The sequence below is a fragment of the Curtobacterium sp. NPDC089991 genome, assembly GCF_044748425.1.
In the GTDB taxonomy this organism is placed as follows: Bacteria; Actinomycetota; Actinomycetes; order Actinomycetales; family Microbacteriaceae; genus Curtobacterium.
In genome coordinates this window covers 39,681-58,868 of sequence record NZ_JBIVGB010000004.1, presented here as the reverse complement: position 1 = coordinate 58,868, position 19,188 = coordinate 39,681, and the positions used below count along the sequence as shown (strand labels likewise).

16 protein-coding genes and 1 tRNA gene are annotated in these 19,188 nt (G+C 70.3%); 12 read left to right on the top strand and 5 right to left on the bottom strand.

What is annotated here, in order from left to right; all coding sequences use genetic code 11:
• The first annotated feature begins 370 nt into the window (after nucleotides 1–370).
• Nucleotides 371–2,242 carry an ABC-F family ATP-binding cassette domain-containing protein gene (locus ACIPV1_RS12430; RefSeq protein ID WP_402726508.1) on the top strand — a complete coding sequence of 624 codons (1,872 nt, stop codon included), beginning with the start codon at nucleotides 371–373 and terminating at the stop codon, nucleotides 2,240–2,242.
• A gap of 6 nt (nucleotides 2,243–2,248) precedes the next feature.
• On the opposite strand, the gene ACIPV1_RS12425 is transcribed toward ACIPV1_RS12430, so the two are convergent.
• Together ACIPV1_RS12425 and ACIPV1_RS12420 are read right to left on the bottom strand one after the other, a co-directional pair.
• Complete coding sequence (locus ACIPV1_RS12425; protein WP_402726507.1) at nucleotides 2,249–2,689, bottom strand: VOC family protein; 441 nt, start codon at nucleotides 2,687–2,689, stop codon at nucleotides 2,249–2,251.
• Nucleotides 2,690–2,699: 10 nt separating this feature from the next.
• Nucleotides 2,700–3,194 carry a MarR family winged helix-turn-helix transcriptional regulator gene (locus ACIPV1_RS12420; protein WP_402726506.1) on the bottom strand — a complete coding sequence of 165 codons (495 nt, stop codon included), beginning with the start codon at nucleotides 3,192–3,194 and terminating at the stop codon, nucleotides 2,700–2,702.
• Nucleotides 3,195–3,273: 79 nt separating this feature from the next.
• Here ACIPV1_RS12420 and ACIPV1_RS12415 point away from each other — a divergent pair.
• Nucleotides 3,274–3,345: transfer RNA gene (locus tag ACIPV1_RS12415), tRNA-Gln, on the top strand.
• 174 nt (nucleotides 3,346–3,519) lie between these two features.
• Here ACIPV1_RS12415 and ACIPV1_RS12410 read toward each other — a convergent pair.
• The 3 genes from ACIPV1_RS12410 to ACIPV1_RS12400 form a co-directional block, all read right to left on the bottom strand.
• Nucleotides 3,520–4,770: a sugar ABC transporter permease gene (locus ACIPV1_RS12410; RefSeq protein ID WP_131846981.1), complete on the bottom strand. Its 1,251-nt coding sequence runs from the start codon at nucleotides 4,768–4,770 to the stop codon at nucleotides 3,520–3,522.
• A 53-nt stretch (nucleotides 4,771–4,823) separates the two neighbouring features.
• Nucleotides 4,824–5,588, bottom strand: a complete 765-nt coding sequence (locus tag ACIPV1_RS12405; protein WP_131847029.1) for an ATP-binding cassette domain-containing protein — start codon at nucleotides 5,586–5,588, stop codon at nucleotides 4,824–4,826.
• A 104-nt stretch (nucleotides 5,589–5,692) separates the two neighbouring features.
• Nucleotides 5,693–6,802, bottom strand: a complete 1,110-nt coding sequence (locus tag ACIPV1_RS12400; RefSeq protein WP_402726505.1) for a substrate-binding domain-containing protein — start codon at nucleotides 6,800–6,802, stop codon at nucleotides 5,693–5,695.
• A gap of 215 nt (nucleotides 6,803–7,017) precedes the next feature.
• Here ACIPV1_RS12400 and ACIPV1_RS12395 point away from each other — a divergent pair, with 215 nt between their 5' ends.
• The 10 genes from ACIPV1_RS12395 to ACIPV1_RS12350 all read left to right on the top strand — a co-directional run bounded on the left by ACIPV1_RS12395 (nucleotide 7,018) and on the right by ACIPV1_RS12350 (nucleotide 19,151).
• Entirely contained in the window at nucleotides 7,018–8,496 is a 1,479-nt protein-coding gene (locus ACIPV1_RS12395) for a sugar porter family MFS transporter (protein ID WP_402726504.1), read from the top strand.
• A 21-nt stretch (nucleotides 8,497–8,517) separates the two neighbouring features.
• Nucleotides 8,518–9,549, top strand: a complete 1,032-nt coding sequence (locus ACIPV1_RS12390) for a LacI family DNA-binding transcriptional regulator (protein WP_402726503.1) — start codon at nucleotides 8,518–8,520, stop codon at nucleotides 9,547–9,549.
• A 119-nt stretch (nucleotides 9,550–9,668) separates the two neighbouring features.
• Nucleotides 9,669–10,898, top strand: a complete 1,230-nt coding sequence (locus ACIPV1_RS12385; RefSeq protein WP_402726502.1) for a Gfo/Idh/MocA family protein — start codon at nucleotides 9,669–9,671, stop codon at nucleotides 10,896–10,898.
• Complete coding sequence (locus tag ACIPV1_RS12380; RefSeq protein ID WP_402726501.1) at nucleotides 10,895–11,797, top strand: sugar phosphate isomerase/epimerase family protein; 903 nt, start codon at nucleotides 10,895–10,897, stop codon at nucleotides 11,795–11,797. The genes ACIPV1_RS12385 and ACIPV1_RS12380 overlap by 4 nt, the downstream gene beginning before the upstream one ends.
• Nucleotides 11,794–12,849: a Gfo/Idh/MocA family oxidoreductase gene (locus ACIPV1_RS12375; protein WP_402726500.1), complete on the top strand. Its 1,056-nt coding sequence runs from the start codon at nucleotides 11,794–11,796 to the stop codon at nucleotides 12,847–12,849. The genes ACIPV1_RS12380 and ACIPV1_RS12375 overlap by 4 nt, the downstream gene beginning before the upstream one ends.
• A 32-nt stretch (nucleotides 12,850–12,881) precedes the next feature.
• Nucleotides 12,882–13,892: an inositol 2-dehydrogenase gene (iolG, locus tag ACIPV1_RS12370; RefSeq protein WP_402726499.1), complete on the top strand. Its 1,011-nt coding sequence runs from the start codon at nucleotides 12,882–12,884 to the stop codon at nucleotides 13,890–13,892.
• Nucleotides 13,889–14,776, top strand: coding sequence for a sugar phosphate isomerase/epimerase family protein (locus ACIPV1_RS12365; protein WP_402726498.1), 888 nt, complete (start codon nucleotides 13,889–13,891; stop codon nucleotides 14,774–14,776). Before iolG ends, ACIPV1_RS12365 begins: the two co-directional genes overlap by 4 nt.
• A 92-nt stretch (nucleotides 14,777–14,868) precedes the next feature.
• Nucleotides 14,869–15,708 (top strand): 5-deoxy-glucuronate isomerase, encoded by an 840-nt coding sequence (iolB, locus tag ACIPV1_RS12360; protein WP_402726497.1) that lies wholly within the window; start codon nucleotides 14,869–14,871, stop codon nucleotides 15,706–15,708.
• Nucleotides 15,709–15,732: 24 nt separating this feature from the next.
• Nucleotides 15,733–17,649: a 3D-(3,5/4)-trihydroxycyclohexane-1,2-dione acylhydrolase (decyclizing) gene (gene iolD / locus ACIPV1_RS12355; RefSeq protein ID WP_131846990.1), complete on the top strand. Its 1,917-nt coding sequence runs from the start codon at nucleotides 15,733–15,735 to the stop codon at nucleotides 17,647–17,649.
• On the top strand, nucleotides 17,646–19,151 hold the full coding sequence (locus tag ACIPV1_RS12350) for an NAD-dependent succinate-semialdehyde dehydrogenase (protein WP_402726496.1): 1,506 nt from the start codon (nucleotides 17,646–17,648) through the stop codon (nucleotides 19,149–19,151). The genes iolD and ACIPV1_RS12350 overlap by 4 nt, the downstream gene beginning before the upstream one ends.
• Nucleotides 19,152–19,188: the final 37 nt, after the last annotated feature.

Here is a 19,188-nt window from a genome sequence, read left to right as displayed (position 1 = left end):
CAGGCCGACGCGCCGTCGCACCGTGCGCGGTCGCGCCGGGCGCACCGTGCGCGGTCCGTCGGCTGGTGCGAGGTTGCCCACTCCGTGCGCCGCTACAACCTCGCACCGAGCGGTCAACCTCGCACCACCTGCCGAAGCCCGCACCGTGCGCCCGAGCTGACCCGCGCCTCCAGGCCGACGCGCCGTCGCACCGTGCGCGGTCGGTCGGCTGGTGCGAGGTTGCCCACTCCGTGCGCCGCTACAACCTCGCACCGAGCGGTCAACCTCGCACCACTCGAACAAGCCCGCACCGCGCGCCCCGCCCCGGCCCCGGCCGACCCCACCCACCGCCCCGCACCGACCACCCCGCCACGCCGCCTACCCTTGACGCGTGGCTCATCTCCTCGGCGCCGAGAACCTGCATCTCGAGTTCCCCACCAAGGTCGTCTTCGACAACGTCACCCTCGGCATCGACGAGGGGGACCGGATCGGCGTGGTCGGACGCAACGGCGACGGCAAGTCGACCCTCCTCGCGCTGCTGTCCCAGCGCCTCGAACCCGACGACGGCCGCGTCACGCACCGCCGTGGGCTGACCGTCGGCTACCTGGACCAGCGCGACATCCTGCCCGAGGGCGCGACCGTCGGCAGCACCGTCGTCGGCGACCTCGAAGAGCACGAGTGGGCCGGCGACCCGAAGATCCGCGACGTCATCGGCGGCCTGGTGTCGGACATCCCGTGGGACGTCAGCGTCGACGAGCTGTCCGGTGGCCAGCGCCGCCGCGTGGCACTCGCGCGGCTGCTCGTCGGCGACTGGGACGTCCTCTTCCTCGACGAGCCCACGAACCACCTGGACGTCGAGGGCATCCAGTGGCTCGCCGAGCACATCAACCGTCGCTGGTCGTCGAACCAGGGCGGCATGGTGGTCGTGACGCACGACCGGTGGTTCCTCGACGCCGTGTCGACCGACACGTGGGAGGTCCACGACGGCGTCGTCGACCCGTTCGAGGGCGGCTACGCGGCGTACATCCTGCAGCGCGTCGAGCGCGACCGGCAGGCCGCCGCCAGCGAGCAGCGACGACAGAACCTGGCCCGCAAGGAGCTCGCGTGGCTGCGCCGCGGCGCACCGGCGCGGACGAGCAAGCCGAAGTTCCGCATCGACGCCGCGAACGCCCTGATCGACGACGTCCCGCCGATCCGCGACACGGTCGCGCTGGCGAAGACGGCGACCGCCCGCCTCGGCAAGGACGTCGTCGACCTGCTCGACGTCAGCGTCTCGTTCGACGGCACCCAGATCCTCGACCGCATCGAGTGGCGCATCGCACCGGGGGAGCGGACCGGCATCCTCGGCCCGAACGGCGCCGGCAAGTCGACGCTGCTCAACCTCGTCTCGGGCACGCTCGCGCCGACGAGCGGCCGGGTGAAGACCGGCAAGACGGTGCAGGTCGCGATCCTCGACCAGCAGCTCGCCGACCTGGCCCAGTTCGCGAACGACCGCGTGCGCGAGGTGGTCGCCCGCAAGAAGACGAGCTACGTCGCGGACGGCAAGGAGATGACGCCGGCGCAGCTGCTCGAACGCCTCGGCTTCACGGCGGAGCAGCTCTCCACGCCGGTCAAGGACCTGTCCGGTGGCCAGAAGCGCCGCCTGCAGCTCATGCTCATCCTGCTCGACGAGCCGAACGTGCTGATCCTCGACGAGCCCACGAACGACCTCGACACCGACATGCTCGCCGCCATGGAGGACCTGCTCGACACCTGGCCGGGCACCCTGCTGGTCGTCTCCCACGACCGGTACTTGCTCGAGCGCGTCACCGACCAGCAGTACGCCGTGCTCGGCGGGCACCTGCGGCACCTGCCCGGCGGCGTCGACGAGTACATGCGGCTGCGTGCGGCCGGCACCGGTGGCGGGACCGCTTCTGCGGCTGCCGCCGCGTCTGCCGGGAGGCCCGACACCGCTGGCGGGACCGGCTCAGCCGGTGCGGTGGCCGGGTCCAGTGCACCGGCCGGTTCCGGCACGTTGGCTGCGGCTGCCTCGGGCTTGTCGGGCGCGGAGCGTCGGACGGCCGAGAAGGAGATGTCGGCGCTGGACCGCAAGATCGCGAAGGTGGGTGCGGACCGGAAGAAGCTGCTCGACGACTTCGCCACCCACGACCAGTCGGACTACGCCGGGCTCGGGGAGTTGCAGGCGAAGCTCGCGGCACACGAGGCCGAGATCGAGCAGCTCGAGGAGCGCTGGCTCGAGGTCGCGGAGCTGCTCGGGGTCTGAGCGGGGCTACTCCGCTGGCTTCGCGTCCTCGGGGGCCCCGCCGCCGGGGTTCGCGACGACCTCCCACAGGTGGCCGTCCGGGTCCTGGAAGAAGCCGGACCACATGCCCCACGGCCGTGTGTACGGCGCCGCGAGCATCGTCGCGCCGGCGATCCGGGCCCGGTCGAGGAACGCTTCGGCGTCGGCCTGACTGTCGACGAAGTGCCCGATCGTCGCCGCGGGGCCGTCGGCGAGGGCGACACCAGAGTCCTTCGCCATGTCGTCCCGTCCGTAGACGCTGACGATCAGACCGTCGTCCAGGGTGAACATCGCCGTGGTGCCGCCCGCCTCGGTCTCGGTCGGCGGGTACTCGGTGCCGATGACGCCGCTGCCCTCGATCCCGAGCAAGGCGCGGTAGAAGTCCGCCGATCGTGCGACGTCGCCGACGGCCAGGGTGATCGCGTGCATGGGCCGGAGACTAGTCCCCGAGCCCCAGGATGAGCCGCCGGAGCAGCCCGGCCAACTGGTCCTGCTCGGCGTCGGACACTCCGGACAGGATGCCCCGCTCCGCCGTCAGCAGATCGGCGATGGCAGCGTCGACCGCGACCCGGCCTTGGCTGGTCAGAGACACGAGGATGCCGCGGCCGTCCTTCGGGTCCGTCCGACGCCCCACGAGCCCACGCGCCGTCAGACGGTCGACCCGGTTCGTCATAGTGCCGCTCGACACCAGGGTCTGCTGCAGCAGGGTCTTCGGGCTCAGCTCGTACGGCTCACCCGCACGCCGCAGGGCGGACAGCACGTCGAACTCCCACGGCTCCATGTCACCGGCGTCGAAGGCCGCTCGCCGGGCGCGGTCCAGGTGCCGCGCGAGCCGGTCGACGCGGGACAGGACCTCGAGCGGCCCGAAGTCGAGATCGGCACGCTCACGACCCCACGCCGCGACGATCCGGTCGACCTCGTCCTGGTGCGGCATCCCTCCATCTTGGCCGAACCCGGGGCGGACGGCCAGCCTCGTCGGTCATGGGAGGATGGACGAGCACCCACGGGTGCGTTCCGCCTTGGTGTAATGGCAGCACGACGGCCTTTGGTGCCGTTAGGTCCGGGTTCGAATCCTGGAGGCGGAGCCGAGGGTTGATCCGGGTTCGCCGCGTCGGCGTTCTGGGAACGCGTCTCACCGACGCACGTCGCGTGGTGATCGCTGCCGAGGCTCCGGAGCGCTGACGCGCGGACGGGAGGCCCGGTGCCAGCTGGCACCGGGCCTCCCGTCCATCCGCGGCCCGTCTTCGGGCCACGCGCGGTCAGGCGGCTCCGTGGCTCGCTCGGGAGCGGCGGGAGAGGGAGTCGATGATCACCGCGAGGAGCAGGACGGCCCCGGTGACGATGTAGCGGGTGTAGTCCTCGAAGTTCAGCAGGTTCAGGCCGTTCGCGATCGACTGGATCACGATGACGCCGAGCAGTGCGGACCAGATGTTGCCGCGTCCACCGAAGAGGCTGGTCCCGCCGATGACCGCCGCTGCGATCGCGTTGAGGTTGACGTCGCCGCCACCCGAACTCAGCGTCGCGGCCGAGAGGTGTGCCGATGCGAGGAGCCCGCCGATGACGGCGAACACCGAGCAGAGCATGAACACCGAGATGTACACGAGGCGCACCTTGATGCCGGACCGGCGGGCCGCTTCGACGTTGCCGCCGACTGCGTAGATCGACCGGCCCCACTTCGTCCGCTTCACCAGGTAGTTCATCACGACGACCAGCAGGACGAAGAACACGAAGGACGTCCCGGTGCCGCGGTCGGTCGAGAGGTACCAACCGATGGCGCTGAGTCCGATGAGCAGCAGCGCCGCCTTGAGGACGACGAGCGACTTCGAGCCCGTCGACAGCCCTGCCCGGGCTCGTCGGGCATCTCGCCGGAGGTCCGCGAACAGGGTGCCGCCAGCCGCCAGCGCCGCGAGCACGTAGACGAGCCAGGGTGGCAGGTAGGAGAACAGCGCGAACTGCACGATGAAGGACTCCGTCGGCAGGTTGATCGAGCCGTTCTGGCCGAGGACGAGCAGCTGCACACCGAGGAACGCGAGGAGCCCAGCGAGTGTGATGACGAAGCTGGGGACACCGAACCGCGTGTACAGGAGGCCGTACAGCAGGCCGATGAGGGCTCCGACGCCGAGTGCGACTGCGATCACCGCGATGAGCGGCCAGTGCAGCTGTGTGAGCCCGACGCCGAGGATCGCTGCGGCGAGACCACTGACGGAACCGACCGAGAGGTCGATCTCGCCGAGCAGGAGCACCAGGACGATCCCGATGGAGATCGTGCCGGCCGCGGCGCACTGGACGGCCAGGTCGACGAGGTTCGTCGCGTAGAGGAAGCTCCCGCCGGGCGTCAAGAGACCGAAGGCGACCCAGATGACGACGAGCCCCACCACGACCGGGAGACTTCCCAGGTCGCCTGCGCGGACCCGGCGACTGAAGCTGGTGATCGCGCCGCGAACGCCTTCTTCGCGCAACAGCCGTTCGTCCTGCAGGTCTGCTGCGGCGCGGGAGGTCGGTGTGCTCATGGTGACGGGGTCCGGAGAGGTGCCTCGTGGCCGCTTGCTCTGGCGGGTGCTGCTCATCGGTCTGTCTCTCGTTCGGATTGCGCGGCGGCGCGACGGGTGACGGCGTTGTCGGTGGCGCCGGTGATCGCGGCGATGATGTCCTCGTAACTGACGTCGGCAACGGTGAAGTCACCGTTGTTGCGGCCGAGGCGGAGCACTGCGACGCGGTCGGCGACGGCTCGGACGTCGGCGAGGTTGTGGCTGATCAGCACGACGCCGTGGCCGCGGTCGCGGAGGCGTTCGACGAGGTTCAGGACCTCGGCGGTCTGCGCGACGCCGAGCGCGGCCGTCGGCTCGTCGAGGATGACGATCTTCGGGTCGCCGATCAACGACCGGGCGATCGCGACGGTCTGCCGCTGACCGCCGGAGAGCGACGCGATGGGAATGCGGACGGACGGGATCCGAGCCGAGAGCTGTCGGAGCAGCTCCCAGGACTTCCGCTCCATCTCCTCTTCGTCGAGGACGAAGTGCGAGACCTCGCGCCCGAGGAACAGGTTCGACACGACGTCGAGGTTGTCGGCGAGTGCGAGGTCCTGGAAGACCGTCGCGATCCCGAGCGCCTGCGCAGCCGCCGGCGAACCGATGTGGACGGGCTCGCCCTCGAAGGTGATGGTTCCTTCGTCCGGGGTGTAGACGCCGGCGAGGATCTTGACGAAGGTGCTCTTCCCCGCGCCGTTGTCGCCGACGAGGGCGACGACTTCGCCCGCGTGGACGTCGAAGTCGATCCCGGAGAGCGCCTGGACGGCACCGAACCGCTTGCTGATGCCCTGGAGGGACATCACCAGGTCCTTCTGGACGGGGACGGGTGTGGGTTCCGCGATGGTCACGGGGGACTCCTTGGCTTCAGGGGAGGGAGACGGAAGTGCGTCCCCCTCCCTGCGGGTCACTTGATGCCGTACTTCGTGCATGCGTCGGCGAGCTGCGTGGTGCAGATGTCCTTCGCGGTGAAGAGTCCGTCCTTCACGACCGTGTCCTTGATGTTGTCCGCGGTGACGGCCACCGGCGTGAGGATCACCGACGGCACGGTCTTGCCGCTGGCGGTCTTCACGGTGCTCGTGGTGGAGGCCTTCTTGCCCGCCGCGAGTTCCAGTGCCAGGTCAGCCGCTCCCTCTGCCTCCGGCTTGAACGCCTTGTAGACGGTCATGTACTGCTTGCCGGCGAGGATCCGCTGCAGTCCTGCGAGCGTCGCATCCTGGCCGGTGATGGGCGGGAGATCCGTCGCGCCCGCCGCCTGCATCGCGGAGATCACGCCGCCCGCGGTGTCGTCGTTCGCCGCGTAGATCCCCTTGATGTTGTCGACGCCGACCTTGGAGATCTGGCCCGCCGCCCAGCTCTGCGCCTTGGCAGGGTCCCAACCGGGGGTGTCGTACTCGCCGAGGACGTCGTAGCTGGTGGTGGAGAGCACCGATTGCGCGCCGGCCTTGAACTGGGAGGCGTTGTTGTCGGTCGGCGAGCCGTTGACCTCGAGGACGCCCGCATCGTCTGCGATGCCGAGGTCCTTCATCCGATCGACGAGCGCGGTCGCCTGCAGTTCGCCGACCTTGTTGTTGTCGAAGGAGATGTAGGCGCTGACATCGCCCGAGTTGATCAGCCGGTCGTACGAGATGACCGGGACGTTCTTCGACTTCGCCAAGCTGACGATCGAGGCGGCTGCCTCGCCGTCGAACGCATCGAGGACGAGCACCTTGACGCCCTGCGTGAGCATCGCCTGGGCCTGCTGTTGCTGCTTCGACGCATCGCCGCCGGCATTCTGGTAGAGCACCGAGCAGTCCGGGCACTTCTCCTTGATGCGGTCGGTGAAGAGCGGGCGGTCGGCACTGGCGAACCGTGCCGTGACCGAGTCGGGCAGCAGCAGCCCGATCTTCGCGTTCGTCGCGGATCCGCCGCCTCCCGACGACGATGCCTGGGATCCGTTCGAGCACGCGGTGAGTGACCCCGCGAGGAGCGCGATTGACGCGGCAGCGATCGCTGCTCGTGTGACGACTTTCTTCATTGAAGGCCTCCATCTGCCACCTCCATTGGTGGCCTGGATCCGCTGGTTACTACCCAACGAACAACTTGTCCGCCGAACGATACGACACGCGCTCGCCCCTCCACAAGCACCAAATCGAGAACTGGCCGGCCTGCGACGAAAACCACCGCCTGCTACCGTGTGAACAGTCCGTCCGCGAAGTGATAACTGCGGGAGTCGATGACGAAGGAGTCAACATGTCTGGACAGGGTCAACCGCGCGAAGCGCTCGAACTACCTCCCTTGACAACGGGACCGCACCGGAAACGGATCGGCCTCATCTCGGTCGTCGCCTGCCTCGGGGGGCTCCTGTTCGGCTACGACACCGGCGTCAGCAACGGCGCCGAGATCTCGATCCAGTCGCAACTCGGGCTCGACGACATCGGGCTCGGGGTCGTGATCTCGTCGCTCGTCTTCGCTGCGGCTGTCGGTGGTCTCGTCGGCGGTCCGGTGTCCGACCGCATCGGCCGACGCTCGACGATCCTCGCGATGGCGGTCTTCTTCTTCTGCGGCACGCTGCTCGCCGTGTTCTCGCCGAACTTCGAGGTGCTGCTTGCCGGGCGCATCGCCGTCGGCCTGGCGGTGGGAGCCGCGTCGATCGTCGTCCCCGTGTACCTGGCTGAACTCGCGCCGCTCGAGATCCGCGGCATGATCACCGGCCGCAACGAGCTCGCGATCGTCAGCGGGCAGCTCGCGGCGTTCGTCATCAACGCGATCATCGGGATCATCCTCGGCGACGAGGGTGGCGTGTGGCGCGTCATGTTCTTCATCTGCGCGATCCCGGCCGCCGCACTGTTCATCGGCATGCTCCGGATGCCGGAGTCCCCGCGCTGGCTCGTCGAGCACGGTCACGACGAGCGTGCGCTCGCGATCCTCAAGATCGTCCGCAACGAGGGCCGCGCCGAGGTCGAACTCGAGGAGATCCGTCGCGTGACGGCCGAGGAGCCGAGCGAGACCCGCCTGAACGGTCTGAAGGCCCTGCTCTCCAGTCGTTGGCTCATCCGCATCGTCCTGATCGGGTGCGGCGTCGCGATCGCCCAGCAGGTCACCGGGATCAACTCGATCATGTACTACGGCCAGCGCATCCTGATCGAGTCCGGGTTCGGGGCGAACGCCGCTCTGATCGCGAACATCGCCCCGGGCATCCTCGCCGTCGTCGGCGGGCTCATCGCCCTCCGGAACATGGACCGCGTCGACCGCCGGAAGACGTTCATCCTCGGGCTCTCCCTGACGACCACCTGCCACATCCTGATCGGCGTCTCGTCCCTGGTCATCCCGGACGGCAACCCGATCCGCCCCTACGTGCTCCTGTTCTTGATCTGCGCCTTCGTGCTGTCGATGCAGTCATGCCTCAACATCGCGGTCTGGGTGTGGTTGGCCGAGATCTTCCCGCTCAACATGCGCGGCCTCGGGACCGGGATCGCGGCGTTCGCCGGCTGGCTGATGAACGGTGTCCTGGCGCTCTACGTGCCGTCGCTCATCGAAGGCGTCGGCATCACCGGAACGTTCTTCCTGTTCGCCGTGATCGGTGCGATCGCGTTGGCCTTCATCGTGACGCAGGTGCCGGAGACCCGAGGTTGGTCGCTCGAGCGGCTCGAGGAGGAGGTCACGACCGGCGCGATCTACATCGACACGATCAAGGGCAAGGCGAAGCGGGCAGGTCGCGACGAGCGGTGACCGTGCTGCAAGATGTGGAGCATGGCTGACGACGGGTCCACCACGGCGGCGCGGCGCGCGACCATGCGGGACGTCGCCGACCGTGCCGCGGTGTCGAAGTCGCTCGTCTCGCTCGCGTTCAGCTCGCCCGCTTCGGTCAGTCCGGAGCGGCGCGCACGGATCCTCGACGCCGCCGACGCGCTGGGGTTCCGGCCGAACCGCGTGGCGCGCTCGCTCAACGGTGCCCGGGATGACTTCGTCGGCATCCTGGTCGCAGACTCCCGGAACCCCGTGCTCGCCGAGGTCGTCGACGCGGCGCGGGTCTCCCTGGCGGCGGGTGGGCGCCTCGGGCTGATGACCAGTGCGGTGTTGCCGAACGGTTCCTCACGCCCGCGGCTCGACCTCGATGCGGTCGCCATGCTCGGGGACCTGCAGCCGTCGGGGCTCATCGTCGTCGGGTCGGTGCCCACCATGGACCGGGTCGTGCAGGTGATGGGCGCTGCCCGCATCGTGATCGCCAGCGCCCGACCCGGTCGGCTCGCCGGTGCTGCGACGGTCCGCGGGGACGACGAGGTCGGGATCCGGCTCGTCGTCGACCACCTGGTCGACATCGGGCACCGGTGCATCGGGCACGTGGGCGGAGCCGGGGGTCGCGTCGCCACCGGGCGGGCGGAGGCCTTCCGTGCCGCGGTCCATGAACACGGGCTCGACGGGGCGCTGGACGGGGGGCTGGTCGCCGAGAGCGACTTCTCCGAGGCCGCCGGCTACCGAGCGGCCCTCGAGCTGCTCGACCGGGACGAACCGCCGACGGCGATCACGGCCGTGAACGACCTGGCCGCGATCGGCGTGACAGCGGCCGTCCGGCAGCGCGGACTCTCCGGCTCGGTCGCGGTCACCGGGTACGACAACACGTACCTGGCGGCGCTCGGGGCAGTGGACCTGACGTCCGTCGACCCGGACAACGCGGCGATCGGGCGGCGTGCCGCGGAACTCCTGCTCTCGGAGGAGAACCCCGGCGAGGTGCTCATCGCGCCGACGCTCCGCGTCAGGTCGTCATCGGTGCCGCGCGACTGACAGTGCGCGACCGGCGCGTGATGCGCTGAGGTTGACACCGGCGAAACCGCGGTCGTACATTGAACCGGTCCAGATTTTGGACCGGTTCAAAATCCTCGCCAGGAAGCAAAGGAGCACCTGTGGCAGAGAACAGCGCACCCCACTCGGTCGGAGTCGGGCTCATCAGTGTCGGCTGGATGGGGCGCCTCCACTCGCGCTCCTACGCCCTCCTCCCACTCGTCTACCCGGAGCTCGGGATCCGTCCCCGCCTCGTCGTCGCCGCCGACGTGGCACCGGCCGGTCGCGACTACGCGAAGGACGTCCTCGGCTACGAGAAGGTCGTCTCCGACTACCGCGAGGTCCTGAACGACCCCGAGGTCGACGTCGTGTCGATCTGCGCTCCGAACTCGCTGCACGCCGAGATCGGCATCGCCGCGGCCGAGGCCGGCAAGCCGTTCTGGATCGAGAAGCCCGTCGGCCGCGGGGCCTCCGAGACCGAAGCCGTCGCCGCAGCCGCCGACGCCGCCGGTGTCGCCACCACGATCGGCTTCAACTACCGGCACGTCCCGGCCGTGCAGCACGCACGCCAGCTCGTCCTCGACGGTGCCCTCGGCCGGATCACGAACGTCCGTGGCCGGTTCTTCGGCGGCTTCTCCTCGAACCCGGCGGACCCGCTGACGTGGCGCTTCGTCCGGGCGACCTCGGGCAGCGGGGTCCTCGGTGACCTGATGGGGCACCTCGTCGACCTCATGCACTACGTCCTCGGCCCGATCGGCTCGATCTCGGCTGCGACCGGCACCTACCTGACCGAGCGCCCCGGGCTGCCCGGCACGCCCGACGCCGGCAAGCTGCTGCCCGTCGAGAACGAGGACTACGCCACGATGCTCGTCCGATTCGGCGACTCCGCCGTGGGCGCCGGCGCGATCGGCAACCTCGAGGCCTCCCGCATCGCCGTCGGTCCGCGTTCTGAGTACGCGTTCGAGATCTTCGGCACCGAGGGGTCGGTCCGCTGGGACTTCGAGCGGCTCAACGAGCTCGAGGTGGCCCTCGCCCGCACCGGGCAGCACGTCGGCTACACCCGCGCGTTCGCCGACGGGTACTTCCCTGACTACTCCCGGTTCCAGCCGAGCTCCGGCACGAGCATGGGCTACGACGACCTCAAGGTGATCGAGGCGGCGAAGTTCCTCACCGCGGCCACCGGCGGCGAGGCCACCGGATCGAACATCCACGACGCCGTCGCCTCGGCCCGCGTGCTGAGCGCCGCCGAGGAATCGGCGGAGTCGGGTCTGTGGGTCGACCTGCCCGTCGAACCGGGCACCACCGCCAACACCAGCGCCGTCGCCGCCGAGATCGAAGGGGTGCGCGCATGAGCCTCCGCATCGCGACCGCACCGATCTCCTGGGGTGTCAGCGAGGTCGACGGCTGGGGTCACCAGCTGCCGCCGGAGCGCGTCCTCGCCGAGATGACGTCCCTCGGCTTCGAGGCCACCGAGCTCGGCGCCCAGGGGTTCCTGCCCCCGGCGCCCGAGGACAAGGCGGCCCGGCTCGCCGAGTTCGGCATGACGGCGATCGGCAGCTTCGTGCCGGTCATCGCGCACCAGCCCGGCACCGACCCGCTGCCCCGGATCGAACAGGAACTCGCCGACTACGCGGCCTCCGGAGCGACCGTGCTCGTGGTCTGCGCGGACAGTGAGCAGACCGGCTACGACGCCCAGCGCGAGCCGCTCACCGACGAGCAGTGGGCGACGCTGTTCACCAACCTCGACCGGATCACCGAGGCTGCGGCCGCGGTCGGCGTCACGGCGACCCTGCACCCGCACGTCGGGACCGTCGTCGAGACGAAGGACGACGTCGACGCCGTGCTCGCCGGCTCGACGATCCCGTTCTGCTTCGACACCGGGCACCTGTTCCTCGGTGGCACGGACCCGGTCCGCTTCGCCGCCGAGCACAGCGACCGCATCGCGTACATGCACCTCAAGGACGTGTCCCTCGAAGGCGCGCAGCGCGTGGCGGACGGCGAGATCAGCTACTTCGACGCGATCAAGGCCGACCTGCTCTACCGACCCGTCGGACAGGGCGACGTGGACATCCGCGCGATCCTGACGAGCATGGTCGAGGCCGGGTTCGACGGCTGGATCGTGCTCGAGCAGGACAAGGTCGTGCTCGACGAGCCCGCTCCCGGCACCGGCCCGATCGAAGACGCCCGTGCGAGCGTCGAGTTCGTCCGCGCCCTCCTCGCCGAGCTCGAGGCCGCCGAGGTCACCCGGTGAGGGTCGGCGTCGCCGGCCTCGGCCGCATCGGGGCGATGCACGCGCGGAACCTCGCCAGGACCCCGGGCGTCGACGAGGTCGTCCTCGTCGGTCGCGACGCCGGCCGGACCGAGGCCGTGCGTACCCGGCTCGACGAGCAGCGCGGCGGCGAGACCGGCTGGGCGTCGATGTCGACCACCGTCGATCCGCTCACCGACGTCCTGCCCTCGCTCGACGGCGTCCTCGTCGCGTCGGCGACGGACACCCACGCCGACCTGGCCCGCGTCGTCGCGGACTCGCACACCCCGCTCCTGATCGAGAAGCCCCTCGCGCTCGGCGTGGACGAGCTCACCGAGCTGTCCCACGACCTCGACGCGACGGGGACCCCGATCATGGTCGCGTTCCACCGCCGCTACGACCCGGGGTACCAGCGGTTGCGGCAACACGTCCTCGACGGTGACGTCGGGGCGCTGCGACTCGTGCAGGCGACGGAGAACGACCACCACGCCCTGCCGGTGGACTACATCCCGCAGTCGCACGGCATGTGGCTCGACCTGCTCGTCCACGACTTCGACATCATCCCGTGGGTCGTCGGCGACCCCGTCGTCGAGGTCTCGATGATCGGGTCCGTCCTGGACGAGCCCGTCTACGGCGACCACCAGGACACCGACACGGCGATGGTGACCCTGCGGTTCGCCTCGGGTGCCGTCGGCAGCATCGGAGCGCTCCGGCGGAGCGGCGCCGGCCAGGACGTCCGGCTCGAGGTCATCGGGACGAACGGCGCGTTCGGCGCGGGCTTCGGACCGCGCACGCCGATCACGTCCACCGAGCCTGGCGGCGTCGCCCCGGCGAACCCGTACGACACCTTCGGCGACCGGTTCGTCCCGGCGTTCGAAGAGGAGGTCGCCCACTTCGTGCGGATGATCCGTGGCGAGTCGGAGAGTCTCACCCCGCCCGCGGCCGGGGTCGTCGCCACGGCGCTCGCCGAAGCGGCTGCGGAGTCGTTCCACACCGGTCGTCCCGTGCGACCACGCAGCACCGCGTCGACCACGCGGACCACCACCACCGCGTAGACCACGCGGACCACCACCCCCTGGAGATTGCAATGACGCAACAGATCCGGATCGGCCTCTTCGGCACCGGGCGCATCGGACAGGTCCACGCCATGAGCGTGGCCGCCATCGAGGACGCGGAGCTCGCGTGGGTCTGCGACCCCTTCGTCGAGGGCGCCGAGCGAACGGCCGCCGAGTACGGCGGCAAGGTCAGCACCGACCCGGCCGAGGTCTTCGCCTCGGGCGAGGTCGACGCGGTCATCATCGCGGCACCGACCGCCACCCACGTCGACCTCATCGACGCCGCGATCGACGCGGGCGTCCCGGTGCTCTGCGAGAAGCCCATCGACCTCGACCTCGAGCGGGTCGACCGGCTCCGCGCGAAGGCCGCGGCGGCAACCGTCCCGATCGTGCTCGGCTTCAACCGGCGGTTCGACCGACACTTCGCCGAACTGCACCGCCGGGTGAGCGCGGGGGAGATCGGCACGCTGGAGCAGGTGCTCATCACGAGCCGCGACCCCGCCGAGCCACCGGCCGGGTACCTGGCGTCGTCCGGCGGGATCTTCCGCGACATGACGATCCACGACCTCGACATGGCGCGCTTCTTCGTGCCGGACATCGTCGAGGTGACCGCCCGCGGCGCGAACACGTTCAGTGCGACGGCCCGCGAACTCGGCGACTTCGACTCCGCGGTCGTCACGCTCCGCGGTGCGGACGACGAGCTCGTGGTGATCACGAACTCGCGGCACGCGGCGTACGGGTACGACCAGCGCTTCGAGGTCTTCGGGTCCGAGGGACTCCTGCAGGTCGGCAACCAGACCGACACCCTCGTCCGGCACTGGGGTGCCGGCGCCGTCGAGGCACTGGAGCCGTACCAGAACTTCTTCCTGCAGCGGTACGCCGAGGCCTACCGGCTCGAGGTCGTCGAGTTCCTGAAGGCGGTGCGGGGCGAACCTTCCCGCAGCCCCGGGTTCGAGGACGGCCGCGCCGCGCTCGTCCTCGCCGACGCCGCCGACCGGTCGGCCCGCACGGGCGGATCGGTCTCGGTCGACCTGTCGCGATGACCGGGATCAGCCACGACCTCGTCGCCACCTGCTGGACGACGTCGGGGACTGCGGTGCCGGACGGCCCGTCGGAGCGCAGCTCGTTCTCGGCACGGGACCGGGTCAGCGCCGCGGCGGACGCCGGGTTCACCGGGCTCGGGTTCGTCGTCGACGACCTCGAGGTCGTCCGGGACACGATCGGGTTCGACGCGCTCCGGGCCCACGCCGACCGCCTCGGCATCGGTCACCTCGAGGTCGAACTCGTCAAGGACTGGTGGCGCGACCCGTCGGACGCGCCGTGGCGTGCCCGATGGGACCTGCTCCGCGACGCCGCGCAGGCCTTCGACAGCCCGATGGTGAAGATCGCGCCGCCACCGGCGCCGACGGTCGCCTCGGTCGAGCCCTACGTCGGACCGTTCCGCCGGCTGGCCGACGAGGCCGCGGCGATCGGCACGCGACTCGCGCTCGAGCCGCTGCCCTTCGCCGGGATCTCCTCGCTGCCGCAGGGGTCCGAACTGGTCGGGGCGGTGGACCATCCCCACGCCGGCCTGGTCGTCGACTCCTGGCACGTCTTCCGCGCCGGGACCTCGCTCGACGAGCTCCGCCGCACGCTGGACTCCGCGACGGTCGTCGGGGTCGAGGTGAACGACGCGGACGCCCTGCCCGAGGCCGGGCGCACCCTGTTCGAGGACACCCGGGACAACCGGCGGTACCCGGGCGAGGGTGCGCAGGACGTCGTCGGCTTCTTCCGCACGATGGCCGAGGTCGGATGGTCCGGCCCGTGGGGCGTCGAGATGCTGTCGATCGAGCACCGCGCGAAGTCGCTCGCCGACGCCCTGGACGCCGCACGGGACACGACCCTGCGGTGCATCCGGCTCGCTGAAGCCGGTCTCCGACTCGCCTGAGCACTTTTCTCACAGCGGACGATTCGTCCGGCCAGCGAGAAAAGCGGTATGCTCTTCCCATCCGAACGCAACGACGCAGAGAGGATCACAACATGGTCGACCCGCAGGTGCTCAAGCACGGCGCATGGGACGTCATCACCCCGGAGATCGCCGGTTGGGAGTTCATCACCTTCCAGGTGAAGACCTTCGGCGACGGCGAGACGGTCGAGCTGCCCGCCGACGGCAACGAACGGGCGTTCGTGAACCTGCACGGTGACCTCGTCCTCACGGTCGCCGGCGAGGAGTACCGCCTCGGTGGCCGGGACACGGTCTTCGACGGACTCGGGCACACGCTCTCCGTCCCGCGCGACACCGCGGTGACGATCACCGCCACCCCCGGAGCCGAACTGGCCATCGCGACCGCGCCGGCCACCGAGCAGCACGAGGTCGTCCTGGTCACGCCGGACGACGTCGGATCCGCCACCCGTGGTGCCGGCAACGCGACACGGCAGGTCTCCACGCCGATGTCACCCGACTTCCCGGCCGACCGCCTGCACATCGTCGAGGTGTGGACCCCCGGCGGCAACTGGTCGAGCTTCCCGCCGCACAAGCACGAGCACGACGTCGACGGCGAAGCGCAGCTGGAGGAGGTCTACTACTACCGCCTCCGCGACCCGGAGAACGGCTGGGCGCTGCAGCGGGTCTACAGCCCGGAGCGCGACTTCGACCTCGACGTCCCGGTCCGCGACGGTGACATCTGCCTCATCCCCTGGGGGTACCACACCACCGTGGCCGCCCACGACCAGGACCTCTACTACCTCAACGTCCTCGCCGGCCCGGCGCCGAAGCGCACCCTGCAGGCCGCAGAGGACCCCGCGCTCGCCCCGGCCCGCGCCAAGTGGGAAGCCCTCGGCACCGATCCGCGTGTGCCGTTCGTCCCCGTCCGCCCCTGACCCACCACGAAAAGGAAGTTCGCAATGGTGCAACACCCTCAGCCGACCCGCCGCCTCACGGTGGGCCAGGCGATCGTCGAGTTCATGCAGGCCCAGCACGTCGAACGTGACGGGGTGACGCAGCCGTTCTTCGGCGGCGCGTTCGGCATCTTCGGCCACGGCAACGTCGCCGGGCTCGGACAGGCGCTCTTGCAGTACCAGGACGTGTTCCCCTACTACCAGGGCCGCAACGAGCAGGGCATGGTCCACATCGCGACCGGCTACGCGAAGACGAAGAACCGCCTCGGCGCGCTCGCCGTCTCGACCTCGATCGGCCCCGGCGCGACCAACATGGTCACCGGTGCGGGTACCGCGACGGTGAACCACATCCCCGTCCTGCTCTTCCCGTCGGACGCCTTCGCCACCCGGTCCACCGGTGCGGTGCTCCAGCAGCAGGAGCACCCGTACGCGATGGACGTCACCGCGAACGACTCGTTCCGTGCGGTGTCGCGGTACTTCGACCGGATCAGCCGACCGGAGCAGCTCGCCTCAGCCTTGCTCGAGGCGATGCGCGTGCTGACGAGCCCGGCCGACACCGGCGCCGTCACCATCGCCCTGCCGCAGGACGTGCAGGCCGAGGCGTTCGACTTCCCGGAGACGCTGTTCTCCGAGCGGGTCTGGCACGTCGCCCGCAACCGTCCCGACGCCGCGGCGATCCAGCGTGCGGCCGAGCTCATCAAGGGTGCGAAGAAGGCCGTCGTCATCGCCGGCGGTGGCGTCGTGTACTCCGAGGCGACCGGGGAGCTCGTGCGCTTCGCCGAGTCGACCGGCATCGGCGTCGGTGTGACGCAGGCGGGCAAGGCCGGCATGCCGTGGGACCACCGGCTCGCCCTCGGCGCGCTCGGTTCCTCCGGCTCCGCGTACGCCAACGCCATCGCGAACGACGCCGACGTGGTCATCGGCATCGGGACCCGCTACACCGACTTCACGACGGCCTCGAACACCATGTTCCAGAACCCCGACGTGGCGTTCGTCAACATCAACGTCGCCGAGATCGACGCGTTCAAGGAATCCGGCATCCCGCTGGTCGGCGACGCCCGCGAGACGCTCGCCGAACTCCGTGCCGCGCTCGACGGCTTCACGCTCGACGCCGACGTCGTAGCCGCGAACGAGCAGGCCGCCGCGGACTGGCGTGCCGAGGTGGACCGCATCATCGAGGTCCAGGACAGCCGGACGCTGTCCCAGGCCGAGATGCTCGGGCTCCTCAACGCCTCGGCCGAGCCGGACGACGTCGTGGTCAACGCCGCCGGCTCGATGCCGGGCGACCTGCACCGCCTGTGGCGTCCGGGCAGCCCGAAGGGCTACGACATCGAGTACGGCAACTCGTGCATGGGCTACGAGGTCGCCGGTGGCGTGGGCGCACAGCTCGCCGCACCCGAGCGCCGCGTGCACGTCCTGGTCGGTGACGGCTCGTACCTGATGATGTCGCAGGAGATCATGACCGCGGTGCAGGAGCACCTGCAGATGACCATCGTCATCGTCGACAACTTCGGCTACGGCTCGATCGCCGCACTGTCCGAGACCCTCGGCTCGCAGACGTTCGGTACCCGCTTCAACGAGCGCGGTGAGGCGCTCCGCCACGACGGCCGCCGGCTCGAGGTCGATTTCGTCGCCAACGCGGCGAGCTACGGTGCCGAGGTCTTCTCCGCCGACACCGCGGACACCTTCCGCTCCGCACTCGACGCGGCCCGTGCACACGACGGCACCAGCGTCGTGTACGTCCGCGTCGACGCCCAGGGCCGCTTCGGCGGCTCCGGCGCCTGGTGGGACGTGCCGGTCGCCGAGGTCTCGACGCTCGACAGCACGAAGGACGCTCGCGCCACCTACGACGAGCACAAGCGCGAGCAGCGCCTCTACCTGACGCAGTCCGCACCCCGCGTCCGAGAACTGGAGCACTCATGACCGACGTGACCGACGTCCGCGACGCCACCGACGCCGTGCACTCGACGACCGACCGGGCGAGCATCACCGCCGGCGTCCCCACGGGCCTCCTGATCGGCGGGGTGGAACGCGCAGCGTCCGACGGTGCGACGTTCGACGTCCACGACCCCGTGGACGGCAGCGTCATCGCCACCGTCTCGAGCGGGACCCGGAACGACGCCCAGGCGGCCGTCGACGCCGCGGCGGACGCTGCCGCTGGCTGGGCCGCGACCCCGCCCCGGAAGCGATCCGAGGTGCTGTCGCGGGCCTACGACCTGATGGTCGAGCGCGCCGACTGGTTCGCGCGGCTCATCACGGCGGAGAACGGCAAGGTCTTCGCCGACGCCCGCGGCGAGGTCCTGTACGCCGCCGAGTTCCTGCGCTGGTACGCGGAAGAGGCGGTCCGGATCCCGGGTGCGCTGCAGACCGCACCGGGTGGCACGAACAAGATCCTCGTCGAGCACCGTCCGATCGGCATCGCGATCCTCGTCACCCCGTGGAACTTCCCCGCGGCGATGGCGACCCGGAAGATCGGACCGGCGCTCGCCGCCGGGTGCACGACGGTGCTGAAGCCGGCGAGCGACACCCCGCTGACCGCTCTGGCGATCGGCGCGCTCTTCGCCGAGGCAGGGCTGCCGGCCGGGGTTCTCAACGTGCTGCCGAGCCGGTCCTCCGGCACCGTGGTCGAGCAGATGGTGCGCGACCCGCGGGCCCGGAAGCTCTCGTTCACCGGATCGACCGAAGTCGGCGTGAAGCTCATGAAGCTCGCCGCGGAGTCCGTCGTCAACACGTCGATGGAGCTCGGTGGCAACGCGCCGTTCGTGGTCTTCGACGACGCCGACCTCGACGAGGCGGTCGCCGGCGCCATGATCGCCAAGATGCGGAACGGCGGCGAGGCCTGCACCGCGGCGAACCGCTTCTACGTGCAGGAGGGCATCGCCGATGCGTTCTCGGCACGCCTCGCCGAGGCGATGGGCGCGCTCCGGACGGGCGACGGCCTCGACCCGCAGGTCCAGCTCGGCCCGATGGTGAACGAGACCGCCCGCGACGACATCGCCCGGCTCGTCGACGGCGCGAAGGAGGACGGCGCCACGGTGCTGACCGGCGGAGCGTCCCCCGACGGCCCCGGCTGGTTCTACCCCGCGACCGTCCTGACCGGGGTGCCGGAGCACGCGCGCATCCTCAAGGAGGAGATCTTCGGGCCGGTCGCGCCCGTCGTCACCTTCCGCACCGAGGACGACGCCGTCCGGCTCGCGAACGGGACCCCGTTCGGCCTGGTGTCGTACGTGTACACACAGGACCTCGCGCGGGGCCTGCGAATCAGCGGACGGATCGAGTCCGGCATGGTCGGGCTGAACCGTGGCCTGGTGTCCGACCCGGCGGCGCCGTTCGGCGGGATGAAGGAGTCCGGCATCGGTCGCGAGGGCGGCGCCGAGGGGCTCCTGGAGTACATGGAGTCGCAGTACATCGCCGTGAGCTGGTAGCGCTCGCGCCACCGCAGGCCCGGCCCGGGCCCGCCGA